The sequence below is a fragment of the Paraburkholderia tropica genome (assembly GCF_900109265.1).
Classification (GTDB): domain Bacteria; phylum Pseudomonadota; class Gammaproteobacteria; order Burkholderiales; family Burkholderiaceae; genus Paraburkholderia; species Paraburkholderia tropica.
This window is the reverse complement of record NZ_FNZM01000018.1, coordinates 86,521-106,194: the sequence shown is the minus strand read 5'-3', so window position 1 is coordinate 106,194 and position 19,674 is coordinate 86,521. Positions and strand designations below refer to the sequence as shown.

15 protein-coding genes are annotated in these 19,674 nt (G+C 65.5%); 7 read left to right on the top strand and 8 right to left on the bottom strand.

The window, feature by feature from the left end:
* The gene (locus BMY06_RS27965; protein WP_065057838.1) at window positions 1–258 is read right to left on the bottom strand and encodes a hypothetical protein; all 258 of its coding nucleotides are present in this window, start codon (window positions 256–258) and stop codon (window positions 1–3) included.
* A 274-nt stretch (window positions 259–532) separates the two neighbouring features.
* Between BMY06_RS27965 and BMY06_RS27960 the strand changes: the two genes are divergently transcribed.
* From BMY06_RS27960 to BMY06_RS27940, 5 genes are all read left to right on the top strand, one after another.
* Window positions 533–1,372 carry an IclR family transcriptional regulator gene (locus tag BMY06_RS27960; RefSeq protein WP_074986568.1) on the top strand — a complete coding sequence of 280 codons (840 nt, stop codon included), beginning with the start codon at window positions 533–535 and terminating at the stop codon, window positions 1,370–1,372.
* Window positions 1,373–1,607: 235 nt separating this feature from the next.
* Window positions 1,608–2,309 (top strand): amino acid ABC transporter permease, encoded by a 702-nt coding sequence (locus BMY06_RS27955; protein WP_074986630.1) that lies wholly within the window; start codon window positions 1,608–1,610, stop codon window positions 2,307–2,309.
* A 98-nt stretch (window positions 2,310–2,407) separates the two neighbouring features.
* Window positions 2,408–3,277, top strand: coding sequence for a substrate-binding periplasmic protein (locus BMY06_RS27950; RefSeq protein ID WP_161495546.1), 870 nt, complete (start codon window positions 2,408–2,410; stop codon window positions 3,275–3,277).
* A 286-nt stretch (window positions 3,278–3,563) separates the two neighbouring features.
* Entirely contained in the window at window positions 3,564–5,702 is a 2,139-nt protein-coding gene (locus tag BMY06_RS27945) for a putative bifunctional diguanylate cyclase/phosphodiesterase (protein ID WP_074986565.1), read from the top strand.
* 282 nt (window positions 5,703–5,984) lie between these two features.
* The gene (locus BMY06_RS27940; protein ID WP_074986563.1) at window positions 5,985–6,335 is read left to right on the top strand and encodes a PilZ domain-containing protein; all 351 of its coding nucleotides are present in this window, start codon (window positions 5,985–5,987) and stop codon (window positions 6,333–6,335) included.
* 8 nt (window positions 6,336–6,343) lie between these two features.
* On the opposite strand, the gene BMY06_RS39005 is transcribed toward BMY06_RS27940, so the two are convergent.
* Window positions 6,344–6,604, bottom strand: a complete 261-nt coding sequence (locus BMY06_RS39005) for a hypothetical protein (RefSeq protein WP_124261604.1) — start codon at window positions 6,602–6,604, stop codon at window positions 6,344–6,346.
* 5 nt (window positions 6,605–6,609) lie between these two features.
* Here BMY06_RS39005 and BMY06_RS27935 point away from each other — a divergent pair, with 5 nt between their 5' ends.
* Complete coding sequence (locus BMY06_RS27935; protein WP_065057843.1) at window positions 6,610–7,233, top strand: ATP-binding cassette domain-containing protein; 624 nt, start codon at window positions 6,610–6,612, stop codon at window positions 7,231–7,233.
* 25 nt (window positions 7,234–7,258) lie between these two features.
* Here BMY06_RS27935 and BMY06_RS27930 read toward each other — a convergent pair whose 3' ends face one another.
* Window positions 7,259–7,810 carry a GNAT family N-acetyltransferase gene (locus BMY06_RS27930; RefSeq protein ID WP_161495547.1) on the bottom strand — a complete coding sequence of 184 codons (552 nt, stop codon included), beginning with the start codon at window positions 7,808–7,810 and terminating at the stop codon, window positions 7,259–7,261.
* Window positions 7,811–8,171: 361 nt separating this feature from the next.
* Between BMY06_RS27930 and BMY06_RS27925 the strand changes: the two genes are divergently transcribed.
* On the top strand, window positions 8,172–8,498 hold the full coding sequence (locus tag BMY06_RS27925) for a hypothetical protein (RefSeq protein ID WP_065057844.1): 327 nt from the start codon (window positions 8,172–8,174) through the stop codon (window positions 8,496–8,498).
* Window positions 8,499–8,561: 63 nt separating this feature from the next.
* Here the strand turns inward: BMY06_RS27925 and BMY06_RS27920 are convergent, their stop codons facing one another.
* The 5 genes from BMY06_RS27920 to BMY06_RS27900 all read right to left on the bottom strand — a co-directional run bounded on the left by BMY06_RS27920 (window position 8,562) and on the right by BMY06_RS27900 (window position 19,583).
* Window positions 8,562–11,777: an EAL domain-containing protein gene (locus BMY06_RS27920; protein WP_074986562.1), complete on the bottom strand. Its 3,216-nt coding sequence runs from the start codon at window positions 11,775–11,777 to the stop codon at window positions 8,562–8,564.
* Window positions 11,778–11,989: 212 nt separating this feature from the next.
* Complete coding sequence (locus tag BMY06_RS27915; RefSeq protein WP_244144327.1) at window positions 11,990–12,886, bottom strand: alpha/beta fold hydrolase; 897 nt, start codon at window positions 12,884–12,886, stop codon at window positions 11,990–11,992.
* Window positions 12,883–14,076: a glycosyltransferase family 9 protein gene (locus BMY06_RS27910; protein WP_074986560.1), complete on the bottom strand. Its 1,194-nt coding sequence runs from the start codon at window positions 14,074–14,076 to the stop codon at window positions 12,883–12,885. The genes BMY06_RS27915 and BMY06_RS27910 overlap by 4 nt, the downstream gene beginning before the upstream one ends.
* Window positions 14,073–16,196: a tetratricopeptide repeat-containing sulfotransferase family protein gene (locus tag BMY06_RS27905; RefSeq protein WP_074986559.1), complete on the bottom strand. Its 2,124-nt coding sequence runs from the start codon at window positions 16,194–16,196 to the stop codon at window positions 14,073–14,075. Before BMY06_RS27905 ends, BMY06_RS27910 begins: the two co-directional genes overlap by 4 nt.
* Window positions 16,197–16,322: 126 nt before the next feature.
* Window positions 16,323–19,583 (bottom strand): autotransporter domain-containing protein, encoded by a 3,261-nt coding sequence (locus tag BMY06_RS27900; RefSeq protein WP_080180329.1) that lies wholly within the window; start codon window positions 19,581–19,583, stop codon window positions 16,323–16,325.
* Window positions 19,584–19,674 lie beyond the last annotated feature (91 nt).

Genomic DNA, 19,674 nt, shown 5'->3' with positions numbered 1-19,674 from the left:
CTATTCTTTCAAGGAAGCCAGCAGCTGGTCGATCTCGTCGAATTGGCCATTCGACAACTGGTGGGTTTGCATCAGGTCGCGCAAACGCTTGCGCCAATAACCCGGTGGCAAACCTAAATCGTTCATGTCCTCGTTGGACAATCGTCGCAGTACCGCCTTGATATGCAAAATCTCGTCGTGAGCGAGTTTCGACGAATGAGCGCCCGACAGCTTCTGCTGTCTGGCGCTGTGTAAACCCCGTTCCGATAGGCTTCCCATTGTTCTTCGCCCGGCGTTGAGCGATGCACATGCCCTGAGTGCATCGCCGGCCTGATGGCGTCCTGTTGTCGTCTGTTTTGGGTTGGGCGCGCGGTGAATCCGCGGCGCTTCCCAAATCGCGCTGGATTCAATCGTTCGGCTATACCGAACGCGGTTCGGTAGTGTTATTTATGGTAGGTTCAGCACTAGTGACTGTCAATATCGAGTGTGCGAAGCTAGCGTTTCGTCGGAGGGGTTCGCTAACGGGGCGAATCAGGACGAACACGAAATAAAAATGACATCTGCCGCTCAAACACCCATCGCTCAAAATACCGAAGACCGTTATGCGCTTCGCAGCGTCAGCCGCGCGCTCGACGTGCTGGAAGCCTTGGGAGCCTGCGGCAGCGAGGGGCTCACGGTGGCGGAAATCGCCACGATCATCGGCGTGTCGAAAAGCACGGCGTTCGCCTTGTTGCAGACGCTGCTGGCGCGCAGCTACGTGATCGACGTGCGGCTCGGCGGCTCGCGCCGTTACCGGCTGGGCTTCGCGCTCGTGCATCTCGGCGACCGGGCGGCGGCCGATATCGGCGTCTCGCAGCTCGCCATGCCGGTGCTGCGCGAACTGACCGAAACCACCGGTCTCACGTCGCGGCTCGCGGTGCTCGACGACGAGGGCTACGCCGTGGCGATCGCGCGCGTGGAGGCGGCGGGCATCGTGCGCATCGCGTCCGCGCTCGGCCAGCGCGAACTGCCGCATTGCTCGGCGCTCGGCAAGTCGCTGATGGCGCTTCTGCCGCCCGCGCGCGTCGTGAAACTGCTCGCGCATACCGGCATGCCGCAACGCACGCAGTTCACGCGCACCACGCCCGCCGAACTCATGCGCGATCTGATTCTGGTTGCCGAGCGCGGCTATGCGTTCGACGACGAGGAAGACAACATCGGCGTGGTCTGCGTGGGTTCCGCGATCACCAACCGCGACGGCGAGGGCGTGGCGGCGATCAGCGTCACCACGCTCAAGACCGGCCTCAGCGACAACGACCTGCATGCCCTGGGCGGCACGTTGCGGATGTATGCGGAGCGGATCAGCAGCATGCTCGGCGCGCAGGTGCAGCCGCAGCTTGCCACGCGCGGGTAACTAACCAGTACGGATAAGCGCGCATCGGCGCGCACGGGCGCCTAAGATCGCTTACGAGCCGGCACGTGCAATTAAGTGCAAGTACGCGCCTGTGCGAACGCGCGCCGCCCGACCGGCGCCCGGCGCGCCCGCATGACCGCTATTCCCGGCACGACCCGCTCAACCCGTTCAATCCGCTCAATCCTTTCCACACGCACTACTGCACTCCCGCATGGCCGCCGCGGGCAAGGAATTCATGCCGACTACGCTTCCGGACCTGTTCGACCTGCACGGCGCGAGCCACTATCTGCCCGATCTGCTGCGCGGCGCGCTGACGAGCCTCGAATTGACGTTCTGCATTCTGGCGCTGAGCCTGCCGTGCGGCCTCGTGCTCGCAATGGCGAAGATCAGCCATGCGCGGCTGCCGAGCCTGCTCGCTTCCGCGTATATCGAGTTGATTCGCGGCACGCCCGCGCTATTGCAGCTTTTCTATATTTATTTCGTCTTGCCTTCGTTCGGGATTCGGTTCGATCCGTTCATGGCGGGCGTACTCGGATTGTCGATCAATTATTCGGCCTATCTCGCCGAGGTTTATCGCGCCGGCATACTCGCGGTGCCCAAAAGCCAGCTCGAAGCCGCGAAGGCGCTCGGCATGTCGAACGGGCAGGCGCTCAAACTCGTGGTGCTGCCGCAGGCGCTGCGCATCGTCGTGCCGCCGCTCGGCAATTACGCGATTTCGCTGTTCAAGGACACCTCGCTCGTCTCCATCGTGACCGTCAAGGAACTGATGTTCACCGGTCAGATTATTTCCTCTACGAATTTTCAGTACGCCACCGTCTTCACGATCATTGGCGCGATATATTTGGCGTTCTCATGGCCGAGCGCGTTCGTCGTGCGCTGGCTGGAGCGCAAGATGGGCAGTCCGCGCTTCGGCAACCCCACGACCTCACGCCGCTGATCCGCGCCGCATCGCGCGCATGCCGCGTTTCATGCGCGAGCAACCTGTATTTTGATGCTTTAAAAGCGTCGTTAATTTACTTTTCCGTGGAGCGTTTCGTGCGCAAATACATGCTGGCGCTGGCCGCCTTGCTGGCGGGTCTGGTCGCGTTGCCCAACGCCTTCGCCGACGACAACGTGGCGAGCAACGGCGTCATCAGCGGGGTGCGTTTCGATGGCGGTGACGGCTCGTATGCGCGCGCGGTGCGCAACGGCGTGACGCTCGCGATCGCCGCCGATCCGCCGTCCACCTATCTCGACGACAAGACGCACGCGTTCGACGGCACCGACGTGCGCATCTTCAAGGAGATCATGAAGCGGCTCGGCATCGAGAAAGTCACCTGGAACATCATGCCGTTCGACGCGATGATTCCGACGCTGCTCTCGGGCCGCACCGATATCATCGTCGACAACCTGCACGAGAACGCGCAGCGTCTGCGCGTGGTGGCGTTCACGAGTCCGGCCTACTGGTATGGCTCGGCGATCGCCGTGCAGCGCGGCAATCCGTTGAAGATTCACGGCTGGGACGACTTCAGCGGCCGCACGATCGGCACCTTGCGCGGGAGCCTCAATCACCAGTTGCTAGAAGGGCGCAAGGATCTCAAGGAGCTGAAGCTCTATACGAGCAGCGAAGCCGAATTCGCGGATCTGATTGCGGGGCGCATCGATGTGGCGATGGAAGACGGCATCAAGATCGGCCTCTTTTTGAAGCAGCATCCGAATGCGGGCATGGAGTTCGTGACCGATTACCGGCCGTTGCCGCAGGAATACGGTTACGCGCGCTATGCGCTGCGCAAGGGCGACGTCGATCTGAATCACGCGGTCTCGCGCGCGCTCGACGAAATGCGCGCCGACGGCTCGCTCGCCGCCATTCTCCGGCAATTCGGCTATACCGACCGCAATCTCTGGTTTTATCCGGTCAAGAACTGAGCCGCCCGGGCGCGCGGTAATGCGCCGTAATCAATTAACGAAGCAAACGCTGGCGCGCCGTGTGCGATTGACCTTAAGGTTTTCCCGTATCTGCCGATATGGCGTGAGTCGATAGGCATCGATGCGTCTTGTCGACGACTAAAAAATCCCCGCCGCGCTGAGAGACGCGGCGACGGTGCACGCGCGCCGTGCGGCCCGATTGCGGGCGGCTCACGCGCGTGCGAACACGAGACCTAATCAGAATCAGAACGACGCGCAGTAGAGACGGGCGCGCAAAGGGCCACGAATGAACGGTGTCTATAACCCGCTGTTGACGTGTCTGTCGGTGGTGGTCGCGTTCCTCGCGTCATTTACGGCGCTCGAAGGCGCGGCCATGCTCAGTGCCGTGACCAGCAGCCGATGGCGTCATGCCTGGCTGGCGGGCAGTGCGTGCGCGATGGGCATCGGCATCTGGTCGATGCATTTCATCGGCATGATCGCGCTGACCTTGCCGATTGCCGTGGGTTACGACCTCGACGTGAGCGCCGCCTCGCTCGCGCTCGCCGTGCTCGCGGCGCTCGTGGCGCTCGCCACCGTGAGCCGCGGCCATCTGTCGGCGCGGCGCCTGTTCGCGGCGGGCGTGGTGATGGGGGTCGGCGTGGCCGCCATGCACTACACCGGCATGATCGCCATGCGCATGTCGCCGTCCATCGACTATGACTTTTCGCGCGTGGCGCTGTCGGTGGCGATCGCGATTGGCGCGTCCATCGCGGCGCTCTGGCTCGCGTTCCATCTGCGCGATTCGCGGCGCGAGAACATCGTCTGGAAACGTCTGGCGGCCGCGGCCATCATGGCCTTCGCGATCACCGGCATGCATTACACGGGCATGAGCGCCGCCACGTTCGCGGAGGGCAGCCGCTGCCTGAGCGCGCACAAGGTCGACGCCAACACGCTGGCGTTCGTGGTGGGCGTGGCCTCGACGGCGGTGCTCGTCGGCACGTTGTGGATCTTCGGCACGCAGGCGAGCCGCCTGTCCGCCTCGCTCGACCGCGCGACCCGCACCATTCGTCATCTCGGCACGCACGACGCGCTCACCGACCTGCCCAACCGCGCGTATCTGATGGCGCGCGCGAAGGAACTCGTCCAGCGCAGCACGCGCGGCGGCGGCGCGCTGGCTGTGCTGTTCGTCGATCTCGACGGCTTCAAGGCCGTCAACGACACGCTCGGCCACAAGATCGGCGACGATCTGCTGCGTCAGGCGGCCGAGCGCATTTCCGGTTGTGCGCGCAAAGGCGATCTGGTGGCGCGGCTGGGCGGCGATGAATTCGTGGTGGTGGTGTCGGGCTTGCCGGGCGCGCAGCGGCGCGGGAACGGCCTGCGTGCCGAGGCGAACGATGCGAGCCCGATCGGCAATACGGATGCCGGCGCGATCGCCGACACCATCGCGCGCCAGATACTCGCGAGTCTCGCCGACGAGTTCGTGCTTGCCGAGGCGATTCCGATCCGCATCGGCGCGAGCATCGGCATTGCGCTTTCGCAGGACGAGAGCACGACGCTCGACACGCTGCTGAGCCACGCCGACTGCGCGATGTACGCCGCCAAGCGCGGCGGCCGCAACACCTTCCGCCGCTTCGAGGACAGCATGAGCCAGTCCACGCTGCGCTCGCTGCATATCCAGCGCGACCTGCACGTGGCGCTCGCGCGCAAGCAGTTCGATCTCGTGTTTCAGCCCAAATTCACCGTGGACGGCAAGGCCATGACGGGCGCCGAAGCGCTGCTGCGCTGGGCGCATCCGGTGCTCGGCAACGTGCCGCCGCTCGAATTCATTCCGATTGCCGAGCGCGCGGGGCTGATGATCGCCATCGGCGACTGGGTGCTGCGCGAGATCTGCGCGCATCTCGTCGAGTGGGATCGCGAAGGACTCGCGCCGATGCCGATCGCGATGAATCTCTCGGCGATGCAGTTCAATCTGCCGCGGATCGTCGAGCGGATCGACGCGATCGTGACGGCGGCCGGCGTGCCGCCCGAGCGCCTGATGTTCGAGATCAGCGAAGCGACCGCGATGCAGGACGTGGACCGCACGCGGCGTATCGTGCAGTCGTTGCGCGACCGCGGCTATGCCGTCGCGCTCGACAACTTCGGCTCGGCGTTGTCGAGCCTCGGGCATCTGCACGATTTCCGCGTCGATCAGATCAAGATCGACCGCGCCTTCGTGAGCGGTCTCGACGACACCTCGGCGCGCAGTTCGGCGCTGCTCTCGGCGGTCATGGCGCTCGCCCGCGTGCTGGGCATCGAAGTGGTGGCGGAGGGCGTGGAAACCGTCGCGCAGTCGCTCAAGCTGCTCGCGCTCGAATGCGACCAGATGCAGGGTTTTCTGTGCGGATCGCCGCTCGCGGGCGGCGAGTTTCGTCAGGCCATGGCGGGCGCGTTCGCGATGAAAAGCTGAATGCCGCGTGCCGAATGCGCCGACAATGCCGCTCATGCGGCGCTTGCGTGGCGCATGCGTGGCGCATGCGTGGCAATCGCGCATTCAGATAGCTTACGATTCGCTTGGTCCGGAATAATTAGTGTTCGATGACAAGCGCACACGCTACAATCCGCACCGCATGGTGATGATTTAAATATTTCCTTTATACGGAAAGCCGGGCGGGACCTGAATCGAGTTGAACCGGGTCCTCGACGCGATCAGCACGATAAAAATACATGCTGAAAAACGGGTGTGATTCATATGGGAAGTGAACGCGATTTCCGGCGCGACGTGCGCACGCCGATGCTTTTCGCGCCGCTGTTGCTGAACAAGGACGGCAGGGCGCTCGCGCAGGTTGCCGATCTGAGCTCGCACGGCGCGCTCCTGCATGCGCGAAGCGGCTTGTTTTCGCGGGGCGAAACGGTGTCGGGCTGGCTCCAGTCGTCGGCTGTGGACGGCGAGGACGAGATCGTCGTGGCCGTGTTTCTCGACGTGCGCTGGATCGCCGAAGATCATGAACGCGGCTGGAGCCGCGTGGGCTGCGAAATGCATACGCTCGATGCGCGGTCGATGGCGCGTTTGCATTGCATGATCGAGAAAGCGGCGCCGTAGCGACGCGGTTATTGCCGCTTTATCGCCGCTTTATTGACGCTTTTCGTCGATCCTTCGCCGATATATTGGAGAATGGCGAAAGACTCAATAAGCGGAAACAGGGACATGCTGCTGTCTCTTCGGCTTCGGTGGTACGCCTTTAGCGCGGCGCGTTTGCTGCGCAGGCATTGGCGACGCTGACGCTCGCACTCCCGATCGCGGCCATTGCGCCGCTGCTGCTGGCCGCGATCTGGGTCGCGGCCGCCTGGCACTTTTTCGTTTGACCTCATTCTCCATGCTCCGATTCGAACACCTCAGCAAACGCTACGGAAGTCACGTCATTTTTCAGGGTCTTCATTACGCGTCCGGCCCGGGATGCGTGGCGCTCTGCGATGAAAACGGCAGCGGCAAATCCACCTTGCTCGGCATGCTCGCGGGCGCGATCGACGCCAGCGAAGGCGAGATCTGGATCGACGGCCATTCGCTGCGCACCGAGCCGCTCAAGGCAAAAGCCGCGCTGGCCTTCGTGCCCGACGACTGCATGGCGTATCCGTTTCAAACCGGGCGCGAACTGCTCGAACTCGTGGCCTCGGCCAGGCAGACCACGGTGGATGCGCGCGTCATCGACCTCGCGCATCGCTTCGGCCTGGAGCCGCATCTGGAGAAGCGCTTCGAGCAGATGTCACTCGGCACGCGCAAGAAGTTCTTCCTGACCGCGACGACGATTGGCGACCCTGCGGTCATCATCGCGGACGAACCGGGCAACGGGCTCGACGCGACCACGCGCGCCGTGCTCGTCGACCTGTTCAAGACGCTGGCGAAAGATCGCGTCGTGTTCTTTTCGAGTCACGATCTGAAACTCGTGCAGGCTTGCGAAGCCCGCACGACGAATTTCGCGGAACTCGCGTCGGTTGCGTGAGCAACCGGTTCGGCATGGTCTTGGTTCAAGACGCCATCGTCAGCGCGTAGTGGAATTCGTCGCTGACGGCGCCTTTGAATTCGTCGGCGTGATCGATACGCCGCACGCATTCGAATCCCAGCGATTCCACGAGCCGGATCGACGCGATATTGCGCGTGTCGATTTCCGCATGAAAGCGCCCGATGCCGTACACCTCGCGTAACGCCGGCAGCAGCGCGCCCAGCGCTTCCTTTGCGTAACCCTGACGCTGGCTCGGCGAAAAAACGAAATAGGCGATCCACGCTTCCCGCGCCGCCAGTTGTATCGTCGCCTGAACATAGCCATGCGCGCGGCTATCGTCGCCGATGAGCGCCCAGTTCAGCCATGCTTCGCTCGCATCCGGCGAGCGGCGGCTCTCCAGCTTCTCGTAGCGCGACTGCAAAGCTTCCACGCTAGCGGGCGGCGTTTGTGGAATGTAGCGATAGGCGGCCGGGTCGCTCAACCCTTCGAACAGGATGGCGGCATGTTGCGCGCGCAACGGCGCGAGGCTCAGGCGTGCCGACTGCAGCGCGGTGGTTTCAAAATTTTCGACGCTCAATGGAATGCACCTCGTGAGGGATTCATGTTATTCGAAATCGATTAAATTATTACACGCAGGAAAGGATTGGAAATGAATGGGAAGTAATTCAATTGTCCGAATTAAATCTATGGGTGTAAACCTCAAGTATTCAAATTCCCGGTCGATATAAAAGTGAACGAATATCGGCGGCGTCGCACGATGAAGCACGCAAACGTTAAAGCTTCATGTCGGCGCGTAAATAGGCGGGGAGTAGTCAACTATGCAGGTAACGTCGTCCACCTCCAGTCAGGCTCTGGCTGCGAATACACGCGTCGGCGCAACGACGCCCAAAACAGCCAGCGATGCGGGTCTGGCACCCGAGCCCAGCACGAAAGTTACGTTGTCGGACGAGGGCCTGCAAAAGAGCGCTCAGGCGTTGGCCGGCAGCGCACAAAGCACGAACAGCGAGGATGCCGGCACGCAGGACGCCGGCACGTCCGGCGCGGATGCAGCGGACGCAACCGGTTCGACTGACTCGACGAGTTCGACGAGTGCAACGGACCCGGCCGATGCGCCTTCGTCGCTCAAGTCGGTCACTTACGGCGTGCTCGGCTTGCCCGATCCCTCGAAGCCGCCGCCCACGAACACGGCGTTCGGCGTGGGCAAATGCTTCGCCGCGGTCGGCACGGTGGTCAGCACGATTATGCTCGCGCTGAAATTCCTGTGATGTCTTTGCCTGCGCGGCGCTGATCGCCTCAGTCGCCCCAGTCGCCCCAGTCGCTTCAGTCGTCTAAACCGCCTCGCCCATGCAGGTCTCGGCGCGTGCCTGTATCCACTGCAGCAGCGCGTCGTGCGGCAGCGGCTTCGCATACAGAAAGCCTTGCAACTCGTCGCAACCAATGCGGCGCAGCGCCTGGGCTTCGTGTTCCTGCTCCACGCCTTCGGCGACCACGCGCAATCCCAGTTCATGTCCGAGCCCGACGATCGCGCGGATGACCGCGAGATCGGCGGGCGCGTCGAGACGGCCGTTCACGAACGCGCGATCGATCTTGAGCCGGTCGAGCGGAAAACGCGGCAAATAACTGAGGCTCGAATAACCGGTGCCGAAGTCGTCGAGCGACAGCTTCACGCCCAGCGCGCGAATCTCGTTGACCACGCCCAGATAGCGGTCCACGCTTTCCATCAGCACGGTTTCGGTGATTTCGAGTTCGAGGCTGCCCGCATTGACGTCATGCGCGGCAAGGCTCGCGCGCAGCCGCTCGACGAGTTGCGCGTCGTCGCGCAACTGCACGACCGATAGATTGATCGACACGCGCATCGGCGGCAAGCCCGCCGCGCGGCACCGCGCGATCTGGCGGCAGGCTTCGTCGATCACCCACGCGCCGATCGGCACGATGAGCCGCGTTTCCTCCGCAATCGGAATGAATTGCGCGGGCGGCACGAGTCCCAGATGCGGATGCTGCCAGCGCAGCAGCGCTTCCACGCTCATCAGCTCGCCCGTTTCGGCGTGCACGCAGGGTTGATACGCGAGCCAGAGTTCGCCGCGCTCGACGGCGGTGCGCAAATGCGCATCCAGCTCCAGACGATGGCGCGTGCTCTCGGCCATTTCCTGCGAGAAGAACTTGACGAGATTGCGGCCGCCCGCTTTGGCGCGGTACATGGCGGCGTCGGCGTTCTGCATCAATGTTTCGATATCCTCACCATCGCCCGGATACAGCGCGATGCCGATGCTGCACGCCACCTGCAGGCTCATGCCGCCGAGCGTGTGCGGCTCGCGCATCAGCGGCAGCAGCCGTTCGTCGATCAGGTGGCCGACGTCGGCCGCGCTCGTCACGCCGCCAAGCAGCACGATGAATTCGTCGCCGCCGAGCCGGCTGACCGTGTCGCCCGCGCGCACCGATTGCAGCAGGCGTCGCGAGACCGAACGCAGCAGGCCGTCGCCCGCGTGATGGCCCAGCGTGTCGTTGATGTCCTTGAAGCGGTCGAGGTCGATGAAGAGCACGGCCAACTGTTCGCCGCTTTGCCGCGCCGTTTCGATGGCTGCGCCGAGGCGTCGCGTGAACAGCGCGCGATTGGGCAATTCGGTGAGCACGTCGTGCTCGGCGAGAAATTGAATGCGCGCGTCGCTCTTCTTGCGGTCGGTAATGTCGATCAGCGTGCAGATGTAGTGCGAGACGCCGCCGTGCTTGTCGCGCACGGCGCTGATCATGAGCCACGCGGGATAGTCGCCGCCCGCGCGCCGCCGCACGACGGCTTCGCCGTTCCAGACGCTGGAGATGTCGACGAGCGCCGCGAGCTGTTCCATCAGCGGCGCGTCGCTGCCGCTCGCCACGATGAAGCGCGGCAGCATGCCGCTGATGTTCGCGGCGCGATAGCCGGTGGCGCGGTAGAACGAAGCGTTCGCGGTCAGCAGGCGGCGTTCGCTGTCGAGAATGAGGATGGCTTCGGATGAAGCCTCGAACACCTTCGCCCAGAGTTCGAGACGCTGCTCCATCAGCTTGATCTGATTGATCGGCGTGAAGGCGGTGAGCACCGCGTCGCGGCCCTGAAACTTGAGGCGGCGTGCCGAGAGCATCGCCCACGTGGGCTCCTCGCTCGCCATCCAGCGCACTTCGAATTCGTCGATGGCGTCGCGATCGGAAAGCTGCTGGAAAAAGCGTGCGCGCACCGCGGAATCGAGTCCGTAGGCCCACGGGTCCGAGGTGCGGCCGTTGAGCCAGTAGAGCGCCGGATGATTGGCGTGCAGCACTTCGTGGCCGGGCACGGCCGTGACCATCATGGGCACCGGCGTGGCTTCCACGAGCGCGTGCTGCGCTTCCGACGCGCGCGCCGTGGCGGCGAGTTCCTTCTGCACGTCGCGCTCGTGATCGAGCTGCGCGAGCATGTCGTTGAAGCCGCTCACCAGCTGGCCGATTTCATCCTGACTGTGCCACGAGGCGCGCAGACGATGGTCGCCGGTGCGGCGCACGGTGTCCATCACGCGCGCGAGCTGGCGCAGCGGCCGCGAGATCTGCTGCGCGACCAGATAGACCATCGACAGAATGCCGCACAGCAGAAACAGCGCGGTGCCCAGATGCAGCCACATGCGCGAGAACAGCGCGCTCACGCGCGCGTGCAGCAGCGTGTCGAGTTCCGCGCCGGTGGCGCGCCACGCGTCGCCCACGCTCGCGACGAGCGCGCGCTGGGCCGCGTCGGCGGCGTCGCGCGAGGCGTCGTCGGCGCCGTCGTGGGCCACGGCCACGCGCGCGGCGTCGCGATACGTTTCGAGCGCCGCGAGCAGGCGGGTGATCGGCGGATTCAGCGCGCGCTGGACATGTTCGTTGGCCGCGCCCGCTTCGGCGAAGTCGGAGCGCAGCCCTTGCGCCACGGCATCGAGCTGACCTTCGAGCACGAGATAGCGCGTGCTCAGTTCGCGCCGCCGCTGCGCATCGTTCGCGCCTTCGTGCAGACGATGGCCGATGCCGTCCACGGCGTCGAGCAGCGCGGGGTAGCGCAGGATCGACAGCGACATCGAGTAATAGCTGTCGAGGTCGGGGTCGAGAATCAGATTCGATTGATTGCCCACGCGCGTGATCAGATCGCGGCAGGCCGAGAGCGCGTCGTGCACGGCGCGCGAGTTGGCGGTCTCGGCGGCGATCGAGGTGTCGGGCACCTGCGTGAGCGCATCGAGCGCGGCGCGCACGCGCGCATTCAGCTCGCCGCTCTGCATGTTGGCGCCGTATTGCTGCTCGGCATTGGCGAGCGCGGCGGTGGTGCGCGCCACGCGCGACGCGTCGAGCGTACCGCCCGCGCCGCGCTGGGCGACGTCGATGATGGCGTCGCGCACGCTCGCGAGATAAGCATTGCCGACGATTTCCTTTTGCGAGAAATCGATCGACATGTATTTCTCGTGAATCAGGATGCTGCTGATATACACCACCGCGCTCAGATCGAGCAGATAGATCAGCAGCAATTTGCGGCCCACGCGCAAACGGCCCAGCAGTCGAAAAAACGGATTGTGTTTCATCGCTCGCGCCAAAATGACACCCTGTTTTACGCTACATTCTGTACTGAAAATCGACGTGCCCAATATTAGCGCGCGAGATTACGCGCCATTCTCTCTGTTTGACGGCAAGGTTGTGCGCGCACTTAAGTGCGCGGTTCGCGATTCCCCGCGTTGGGGTGTCCATGCCTCGACGTGGTGCGGCGACGCACTGCGGCGGCGCGTGCGTTCCGGCTTTATTCGTTGCTTGATTCGCAGCGTGGCGCGATCTGCAATAGCATGGGCCACTGACGGCTCCAGTCGCCGTCGTGTTCCATGCCCGGCACCGTGCGCACGCTCACGCAGCGGCCGCCCGCCGCCGCCGCGAACCGGCGCGCGACTTCGGGCGTGACGATGCGGTCGGCGTCGCTGTCGAAGTGGATCTGCGCAATCGTGGCGACGCGCGCGGCGGCATCGACGGGATTGAGCGAATCCGGCATCGCGGAAACGCCGTGGGTGCGATTGATGTATTCGTCGTCGAGATTGCCCGCGACGGTGCGCAGCGTGGCGACGTCGTGGCGGCGCGCGGCGACCAGCACGGCAATCGCGCCGCCGCCGGAAAAGCCGATCAGATTCAGACGCTGGCCCGGCGCGCGCGCGGCGATCTGGCCCACGGCGTCGTTCATCGACGCGACTACCTCAGGCGCAAAACGTTTGCCGGTCCACCAGGGCACCGAGCAGCGCGGATTGAGCGCCATCGGCGTGAACTGGCAAGGGCGCGCGAGATAGGCCACGTTCGGGCCGGGATCGGCGGCGGCGAGCGCGAGGCCGGTCGCTTCGCGCGGCGTGGGATCGAGCGAGGGTTCGCTGCGCGAGAGCCACGCGAGGCCGTCGCCTTCGATATACACGTCGATCGGCTGGCCCGGCTGCGTGATGCGTGTCCATGCCGTGAGCACGAATTGCGGCGTGGCGATCTGCTCGCGCACCAGCGGAGCGGGGGCGGCGTGCGCGGCGAGTGCGTCGGCGTGCGCGTCGCGGTCGAGCGCCGCGCAACCGCTCAACTGCAAAGCCGCGCCGACGATCAGGCCGAAACTGCCGAATGCGCGCGACAGGTCCAGAAGCGGGAAGCGCCGCATGATGCTCGTGAAGTTCATGGTGTGGCGCGCCTCGGCGTCTTCGCCACAAGGCGCTTGAGATCGCTGGCGAGCGCGCGCGTGACGCTGTCCCAGTCGCCGCGCTGCGGCTGGCGATAGAGCTTCATCGACGGATACCACGGGCTGTCGTCGCGGCCGAGCAGCCAGCGCCAGTCGGGCACGAACGGCAGCATTACCCAGACCGGCCGCCCGAGCGCGCCCGCCAGATGCACCGGCGACGAATCGACGGAAATCAGCAGGTCGGCGACTTCGAGAATCGCGGCCGTGTCCTCGAAATCGCGAATCTCGTCGCTCAGCGATAGCAGCGACATGCCCGCGGGCGGCTCGTTCGCCTGCGCTTCGGCGGGGCCTTTCTGGATCGAGACGAAGCTCGCGCCCGTGGCCGCGAGCGGCGCGAGGCGCGCGAGCGCCAGCGAACGGTTCGCGTCGTTGCCGTGCGTCGGGCGCCCGGCCCAGACAAGTGCGACAAGCGGGCGCGGCAGATGGGCGAGGCGCGCGCGCCAGTGTTCGACGCGTTGCGGATCGGCACTCAGATAGGGCACCTGGCCGGGCAGGTCGGTCAGCTTGATTTGCATCGCCATCGGCAGGCTCATCATTTCGCAATGCTGATCGAAGGCGGGCGGCAGGTCGCCGCGCACGACGAGTTCGTCGTAGCCGCCGAGGCGGCGCGCGAGCGGCAGCGCTTCGGCGTTCACTTCGAGCACCACGCGCGCGCCGCTGCGCGCCTTCGCCCACGGCACCATGCGCATGAACTGGAAGGTGTCGCCGTAGCCCTGTTCATCGTGAATCAGCAGCGTTTTGCCGGTGAGTCGCTGGCCTTCCCAGCGCGGCATCTGCACCTTGCGCTCGTATTGCGTCGTGTGCGCGAGGCTGTAGCGATAGCGATATTCGCGCCAGCCGCGTTCGAATTCGCCGAGCAGCAGCAGCGTTTCCGCGAGATCGAAACGTATCGGGTAATCGCCGGGCAGATTCGCGACCAGCATTTCCTGGATCGCGCGCGTGCCCGCGAGTTTGCCTTGCGGACGCAGCGCGGCGGCCATCAGGCGCCACAGGCGCAGCGGTCCTGTGCCCGACGCGAGCGAGGGTGCGAGCAGCGCTTCCGCTTCGTCGAAACGCCCCGCGTTGAGCAGGTTTTGCGCCGAGCGTTCGAGGGCCGCGAGCGCGGCGGGATCGATTTGGCCTGCGCTCATGCTGCGTCTCCGTGCGTCGTGACGCCCGCGGCGGCCAGCGCGGCAAGCAGGGGTTGCAGATGCGCGGCGTAAGCGCGCCCGCGGCCTTTCGACGTGGCGTAGAGCGGCCGGCGCACCTGGTTGACGCTCGCGGTGCGTACCACGCGCGGATTCGCGTGGAAGTCGAGGCAGGCGTCGTCCCACGCCAGACCGAGGAAGTCGATCAGGCGGCGAGCCTGAGCTTCGAGATCGTCGATCACGTCTTCGTAATCGACTTCGATAAAGTGGTCGGCGGGCAGCGTTTCGCGCCACTGCGCCATGAGGCGCGCGTAGTCGCCGTAGAACGCGCCGAGTTCGCCCTGATCGTAGGCGAAACGCTGATCGCCCGCGAACAGTTGCGTGTAGCACGACAGGCAGGTGTCGACGGGATCGCGCCGCACGTGCACGATGCGTGCGCGCGGCAGGATGTGCGGAATGAGCGCGGCGTAGAAAAAGTTCGCGGGCATCTTGTCGACGAGGCGCGTGATGGCTGCGTGGGCCGAACCGGCTTGCACGAGCGGTTCGATGCGCGCCAGATAGTCGTTGCCGATGCGCGCGAGCTGCGCGGCGTCGAGTATGGCGGCGCTCGCGGGCCAGGCACCGCGCGCTTCGACGGCGCGCCGCAGCGCGGACAGTTCGCCCGCACCCGCGACCTGCGGATGCGAGGACAGAATCTGCTCGATCAGCGTGGTGCCGGAGCGCGGCATGCCGATCACGAAGACGGGCAGTTCCGACACGGGCGAGTGCGTGCCATCGAAGCGCGCATTGGCGCAGGCTTCGCCGATCCGCGTCATCCACGCATGGGTGGCCGCCGGATCGTAGACGAGGCTCGCGCGCTTGAGGCGGTTGCCCGCGTCGAAATGCGCGAAGGCGCGCGCGTTTTCGCCGAGTTCGAGCCAGGCTTTGCCGAGTGCGAAACGCGCGAGGATCCGCTCGGGGCGCGCGCGTTGCGCGCCGTCGGCGATGAAGGCTTCGAGCCGGGCGATGTCCGGGTCGTCGGCGCGGGTGGTGCGGCGCGCCTCCATGCGGCTTGCGCGCGCATGCACCGAGTCGGGAAACGCGGCGAGCGTCTGCTCCCAGGCCGCGAGTGCGTCGTCGGTGCGGCCCGCTTCGTTCAGCAGCGCGGCGCGGCCGAGCAGCGCCTGTTCGCGCTGCGCGCCGGGCAGCGCCGCCGCGCGTGCGTAGGCGTCGAGCGCGGGCGCGGTCTGGCCGAGCGACTGCAGCACGAGCGCGAGCGTGTAATGCGCGTCCGCGTGTTGCGGCGCCAGCGCCAGCGCCTCGCGCGCGACCACGAGCGCTTCGTCGTGCCGCTCGAACTGGCGCAGCACCTTGGCGCGCGCGATTAGCGCGCCCGGATGGCGCGGCGCGAACGCGGCCAGCATGTCGAGCGCGCGCAGCGCGGCGGCGGCGTCGAGGCGCGCGCTTTCGACATCGGCGAGATTGAGGTAGGCGTCGATCAGACGCGGGTCGAGATCGATCGCGAGACGGGCTTCGCTGGCCGCCTCGTCGAGACGTCCCTGGGTCGAGAGCAGGAACGCGAGATTGCTGTGTGCCGACGCGAACGACGGCTTGCAGACGAGCGCTTCGCGGTAGCAGGCTTCGGCGAGATCGAAGCGGGCCAGCCTGCGCCAGGTGTTGCCGAGATTGTTGTGGGCGTCGGCCGAGTCGGGCTGGAGCGCGACCACGCGCTCGAGACAGCGCCGGCTCTCGTCGAACTGGCCCGTTTCCTGCAACACGATGCCGAGATTGTTCCAGGCCGCGACCAGTTCGCCGTCGAGCGCGACGGCGCGGCGCGCGGCTGCTTCGGCTTCGACGAGCCGGCCGCGCTGGCGGTACATTTCCGCGAGATTCGCGTGGCAGACCGCGTTCGCCTGCGGCGCGCGGCAGGCGCCTTGCAGATGTTCGATCGCGAGGTCGAGATTGCCGTAGGCGTGCGCCATGAGGCTCAGCAGATGCAACGCATCGGATTGCCCCGGCGACACGGCCAGCACGCGCTGGCAGAGCTGTTCGGCCTGAGCGGCTTGCCCCGCGTTCCAGTGGGCGTAGGCGCGCGTGAGCGCTTCGGCGAAAGTCAGGGTCGGAGAAGCGTTGGAATCCGGCATGCGGTGTTCGAATTCGTGGCCCAGCGGGCCGGGTTGAAACTTGCGCTCCGCCTGCCGCGCCCCGTGTGGGCGGCGCGGCAGGCGGACCGTGCGGCTTCCGTTACATCAGAAGCTCATGAGGCGACATCAGAAACGCTGTTGCAGACGCAGGATGCCGGTGTTCGACACGAACCCGGAACCCGCCTGCAACTCGTAACGCGCCGACACGCTCATGTTGTTCGCGCGCACGAGGGTCACGCCGATCGACACATCGGCGAGATTCGACAGCGGCGTGGCGGCGAGCGTCGTGAACGCGGTGGCGCCCGTCGGGTCGGCGGCGAAGCTCGCGCTGGTCGTCTGACGCGTGCGATTGTAGTCGTGAACCCACTGCACGCGCAGTTCGGGCACGAGTTCGCCGTACGACGTGCCGAACGACTTCTCGAGCTTCGCGCCCAGCGCGCTGCGCACGGAGCTCGAATGCTCGCCGCCGATCGTCAGCGCCGCACCGTTGCCGCCTGTTTCAGTGTAGCCCGCTTCGTTCAGGTAGCTGTACGTGAGGCTCGCGAGCGGCGTGAGCGTCATGCCAGCGACCGCGAGCGGCCAGCCGGTTTCCGCGCGCGCCACGTACTGCTGGCCGCTGAAGCTGCCGTTGGCGACGCCGCTGTAGCCCGTCATCGTCACGGCGCGCGTGGTGTCGAAGTGCTGGAGCGTGGCCGCGCCGGAAAGGTTCACGTACCACGGCGAACCGGTGTAGCTCGCATAGCCGATCAGGCCGTAGGCGTTGACATCGGCGCTGTCGCCCGACTCGCTGCCGGTGAAGTTGATCGCCGTGTGCGAGTAGTCGAACGCGCCGCCCACGCGCCAGTTGTCGCCGAAGTTGCGGTCGGCGCCGAGCAGCAGGCCGCCGTAGTTCGCGCTGTAGCCGTCGGTGTTGTCGCGCTCGCCCTGGCTCGCGTGGCCGCCGAATGCCTGGCCCCAGGCGGTCCAGTGCGTGGGGCTGTCGCCGGTCGAAAGGCCGGTGGCGCCCGACGAGTGCGCGATACGCAGCGCGTCGATGTGCGCGCCCACCACGCCGACCGCGTCGAGCGTGGCTGCCGAACCCGCGTACTGCGTCTGCAGCGGTCCGAGCTGCTTGCCGATCTGATTGGCCGCGCCGCTCGAACCCGAGGCGAGCGAAGCGAGCGTCGCGTCGTACAGATTCAGCAGCGCGGCGTTGCTCACGCCGGTATAGCCGAGCAGGCCCGAGATTGCGTGCGAGGCGTTGGGCTGCGTCGCGACCTTGGTGTAGTCGGTGGTCGACGTGCTGGACGAGCCGCTGCCGCTCGATGAACCGCTGCCGCTCGATGAACCGCTGCCGCTTGACGAACCGTCGCCGCTCGACGTGGTAGTGCCCACGCTGTCGACCGTCACGACGAGGTCGGTGTGGCCGTTGGTGGTGGTCACCGAGGTGCCGGTCAGCGTGGCGGTGACGCCCGCGATCGAGTAGGTCAGCGTGCCTTCGTTATAGGTGCCGGTGCCGGTGGCGTCGACCACCACGAAGCGCTGGCCCGCGACGAAGCTATAGCCGCCCGTCGTGCTCTTGAGCTCGACCGACGAACCCGAGGCGATGGTGGCGTTGCCCGAGACGACGAGACGGCCATAGCCGGTGTCGGTGAGGCTGCCGGTGGCGGTCGCGCCGCTCGTCACGCCGATCAGCAGCGTGGCCGCCTGACCTTGCGAGTAGTTGCCGGTGATGGTCGTGACGCTGTCGACTTCGAGCGTCGCGCTGTTGTTGTACACCGTGTTGGTGCCGACGTTGACCGTGTCGTTGAGCAGCAGGTTGCCCGAGTCGAACACGAGATCCGACGCGGTGCTCGTGATCGTGCCGGCCGCGCCGTTGTAGCCCGTCAGCGTGCCGAAGATCGTGCCGGCGCCGCCGCTGATCGTGAGCGCGGTGCTCGACCCGTTGTTGATGTTGCCGGCGATGACGCCCGAGTTCACGATCGAACCGATCGAGGCGGCGTTCGAGATCGCGTAGATGCTGCCCGTGATCGTGCCGCTGTTGGAGAGCGTGCCGATCGTGCCGTCGTTGTAGAAGGCGGCGGGCGCGCTCACGAGGCCCGTATTGTCGATCGAGCCAATCGTGCCGTAGTTGATGAGGGCGTTGTTGGTGCCCGTGATCGTGCCGCTGTTCACCAGCGCCGTGATCGAGCCGTTCGGCATGTTGTCGATGCCGCTGCTGGTGCCGGAGATCGTGCCGGCGTTGTCGAGCGAGCCGATGGTGCCGATGTTGTAGACGCCGTATAGGCCGGCGGAGATCGTGCCGTCGTTATCGAGCGTGTCGAGCGTGCCTTGATTGTCGACGCCGAATGTGGTGCCGCTGATCAGCGCCGTATTGCTGATCGAGTCGAGCGTGGCGCCGGTGCCGTTGATGACGGCGACGCTGCCGGAGATCGTGCCGCTATTGGTGATCGTGCCGATCGTGCCGAGGTTGTTGACGCCGTACTCGCTGCCGCTGATCAGCGCGGTGTTGGTGATCGAATCGATCGTGGCGCCGCTCAGATTGCCGATTGCCGAATAGCCGGAGACCGTGCCGTTGTTCTCGATGGTGCCGATCGAGCCGGCATTGTAGATGCCGTAGATGGTGTTGACGCCGGTGGTCGTGCCGGCAATGGTGCCGTTGTTCTCGATGGTGCCGATCGTGCTCGTGACCGTGCCATTGTAGATGCCGTACAGCGCGCCTTCCATCAGCCCCGTGTTGTTGATCCAGCCGATGGTGCCGGGGGTGTTGTCGATGGCGGCGAAGGTCGTGCCGATAATCGTGCCGGCGTTGGTGATCGTATCGATCGTGCCGGTATTGCGGATGCCGGTGTTATGCGCGTTGATCTGCGCGCCGGCATCGTTCTCGATCGTGGTGATCGAGCCGAGCACGTTGTAAATGCCCGAGTTGTTGTTGGCGGTGATGATCGACTGATTGTCGATCGCGCCGATGGTGCCGGAGCTGTACACCCCATAGTTGCCCGAGAGCGTACCGGCGTTGACGAGCGAGGCGATCGAGCTGCCCGCATCGTTTTTGATCGCGTACAACGCGCCGGTGATCGTGCCGTTGTTGGTGAGCGCGCCAATGCTGCCGTTGGTTTCGATGCCGGTGGAGGTGCCGCTTACCGTCGTGTTCGAGTCGACCGTCGCGTCGCCCGTGGTATAGGTCTCGCCCACGGGCGTGACCGCGTACGCGCCAGTCGGCGTCATGATGGTCAGCGCCGAGACCGCGAGCGACAGCGCGCTGAGCGCCGGACGCCACACGCTGGCTGCCGCACGCGTCGTCGTGCCGACCGACACGGAGCGCGGCCCCTGTCGTTTTGCGAGTTCCGATACCGCTTGCCACGTCCCCTGGCTCGCATTCCAGACTACGTTGTATGCCTGATTCATTGTTCGATTTCCCCGTCTTTTTCCATTGCGCTCGTTCCGGGCGTGACGAAAACGACCGAAGCGAGGCGGAACTGGTCTCCGATCCGCCAGC

Bases quoted from the DNA above. Each gene is read 5' to 3' on its own strand.
- BMY06_RS27965 (WP_065057838.1), bottom strand. From the start codon at position 258: ATGGGAAGCCTATCGGAACGGGGTTTACACAGCGCCAGACAGCAGAAG.
- BMY06_RS27960 (WP_074986568.1), top strand. From the start codon at position 533: ATGACATCTGCCGCTCAAACACCCATCGCTCAAAATACCGAAGACCGT.
- BMY06_RS27955 (WP_074986630.1), top strand. From the start codon at position 1,608: ATGCCGACTACGCTTCCGGACCTGTTCGACCTGCACGGCGCGAGCCAC.
- BMY06_RS27945 (WP_074986565.1), top strand. From the start codon at position 3,564: ATGAACGGTGTCTATAACCCGCTGTTGACGTGTCTGTCGGTGGTGGTC.
- BMY06_RS27940 (WP_074986563.1), top strand. From the start codon at position 5,985: ATGGGAAGTGAACGCGATTTCCGGCGCGACGTGCGCACGCCGATGCTT.
- BMY06_RS39005 (WP_124261604.1), bottom strand. From the start codon at position 6,604: ATGAGGTCAAACGAAAAAGTGCCAGGCGGCCGCGACCCAGATCGCGGC.
- BMY06_RS27935 (WP_065057843.1), top strand. From the start codon at position 6,610: ATGCTCCGATTCGAACACCTCAGCAAACGCTACGGAAGTCACGTCATT.
- BMY06_RS27920 (WP_074986562.1), bottom strand. From the start codon at position 11,777: ATGAAACACAATCCGTTTTTTCGACTGCTGGGCCGTTTGCGCGTGGGC.
- BMY06_RS27915 (WP_244144327.1), bottom strand. From the start codon at position 12,886: ATGAACTTCACGAGCATCATGCGGCGCTTCCCGCTTCTGGACCTGTCG.
- BMY06_RS27910 (WP_074986560.1), bottom strand. From the start codon at position 14,076: ATGAGCGCAGGCCAAATCGATCCCGCCGCGCTCGCGGCCCTCGAACGC.
- BMY06_RS27905 (WP_074986559.1), bottom strand. From the start codon at position 16,196: ATGCCGGATTCCAACGCTTCTCCGACCCTGACTTTCGCCGAAGCGCTC.
- BMY06_RS27900 (WP_080180329.1), bottom strand. From the start codon at position 19,583: ATGAATCAGGCATACAACGTAGTCTGGAATGCGAGCCAGGGGACGTGG.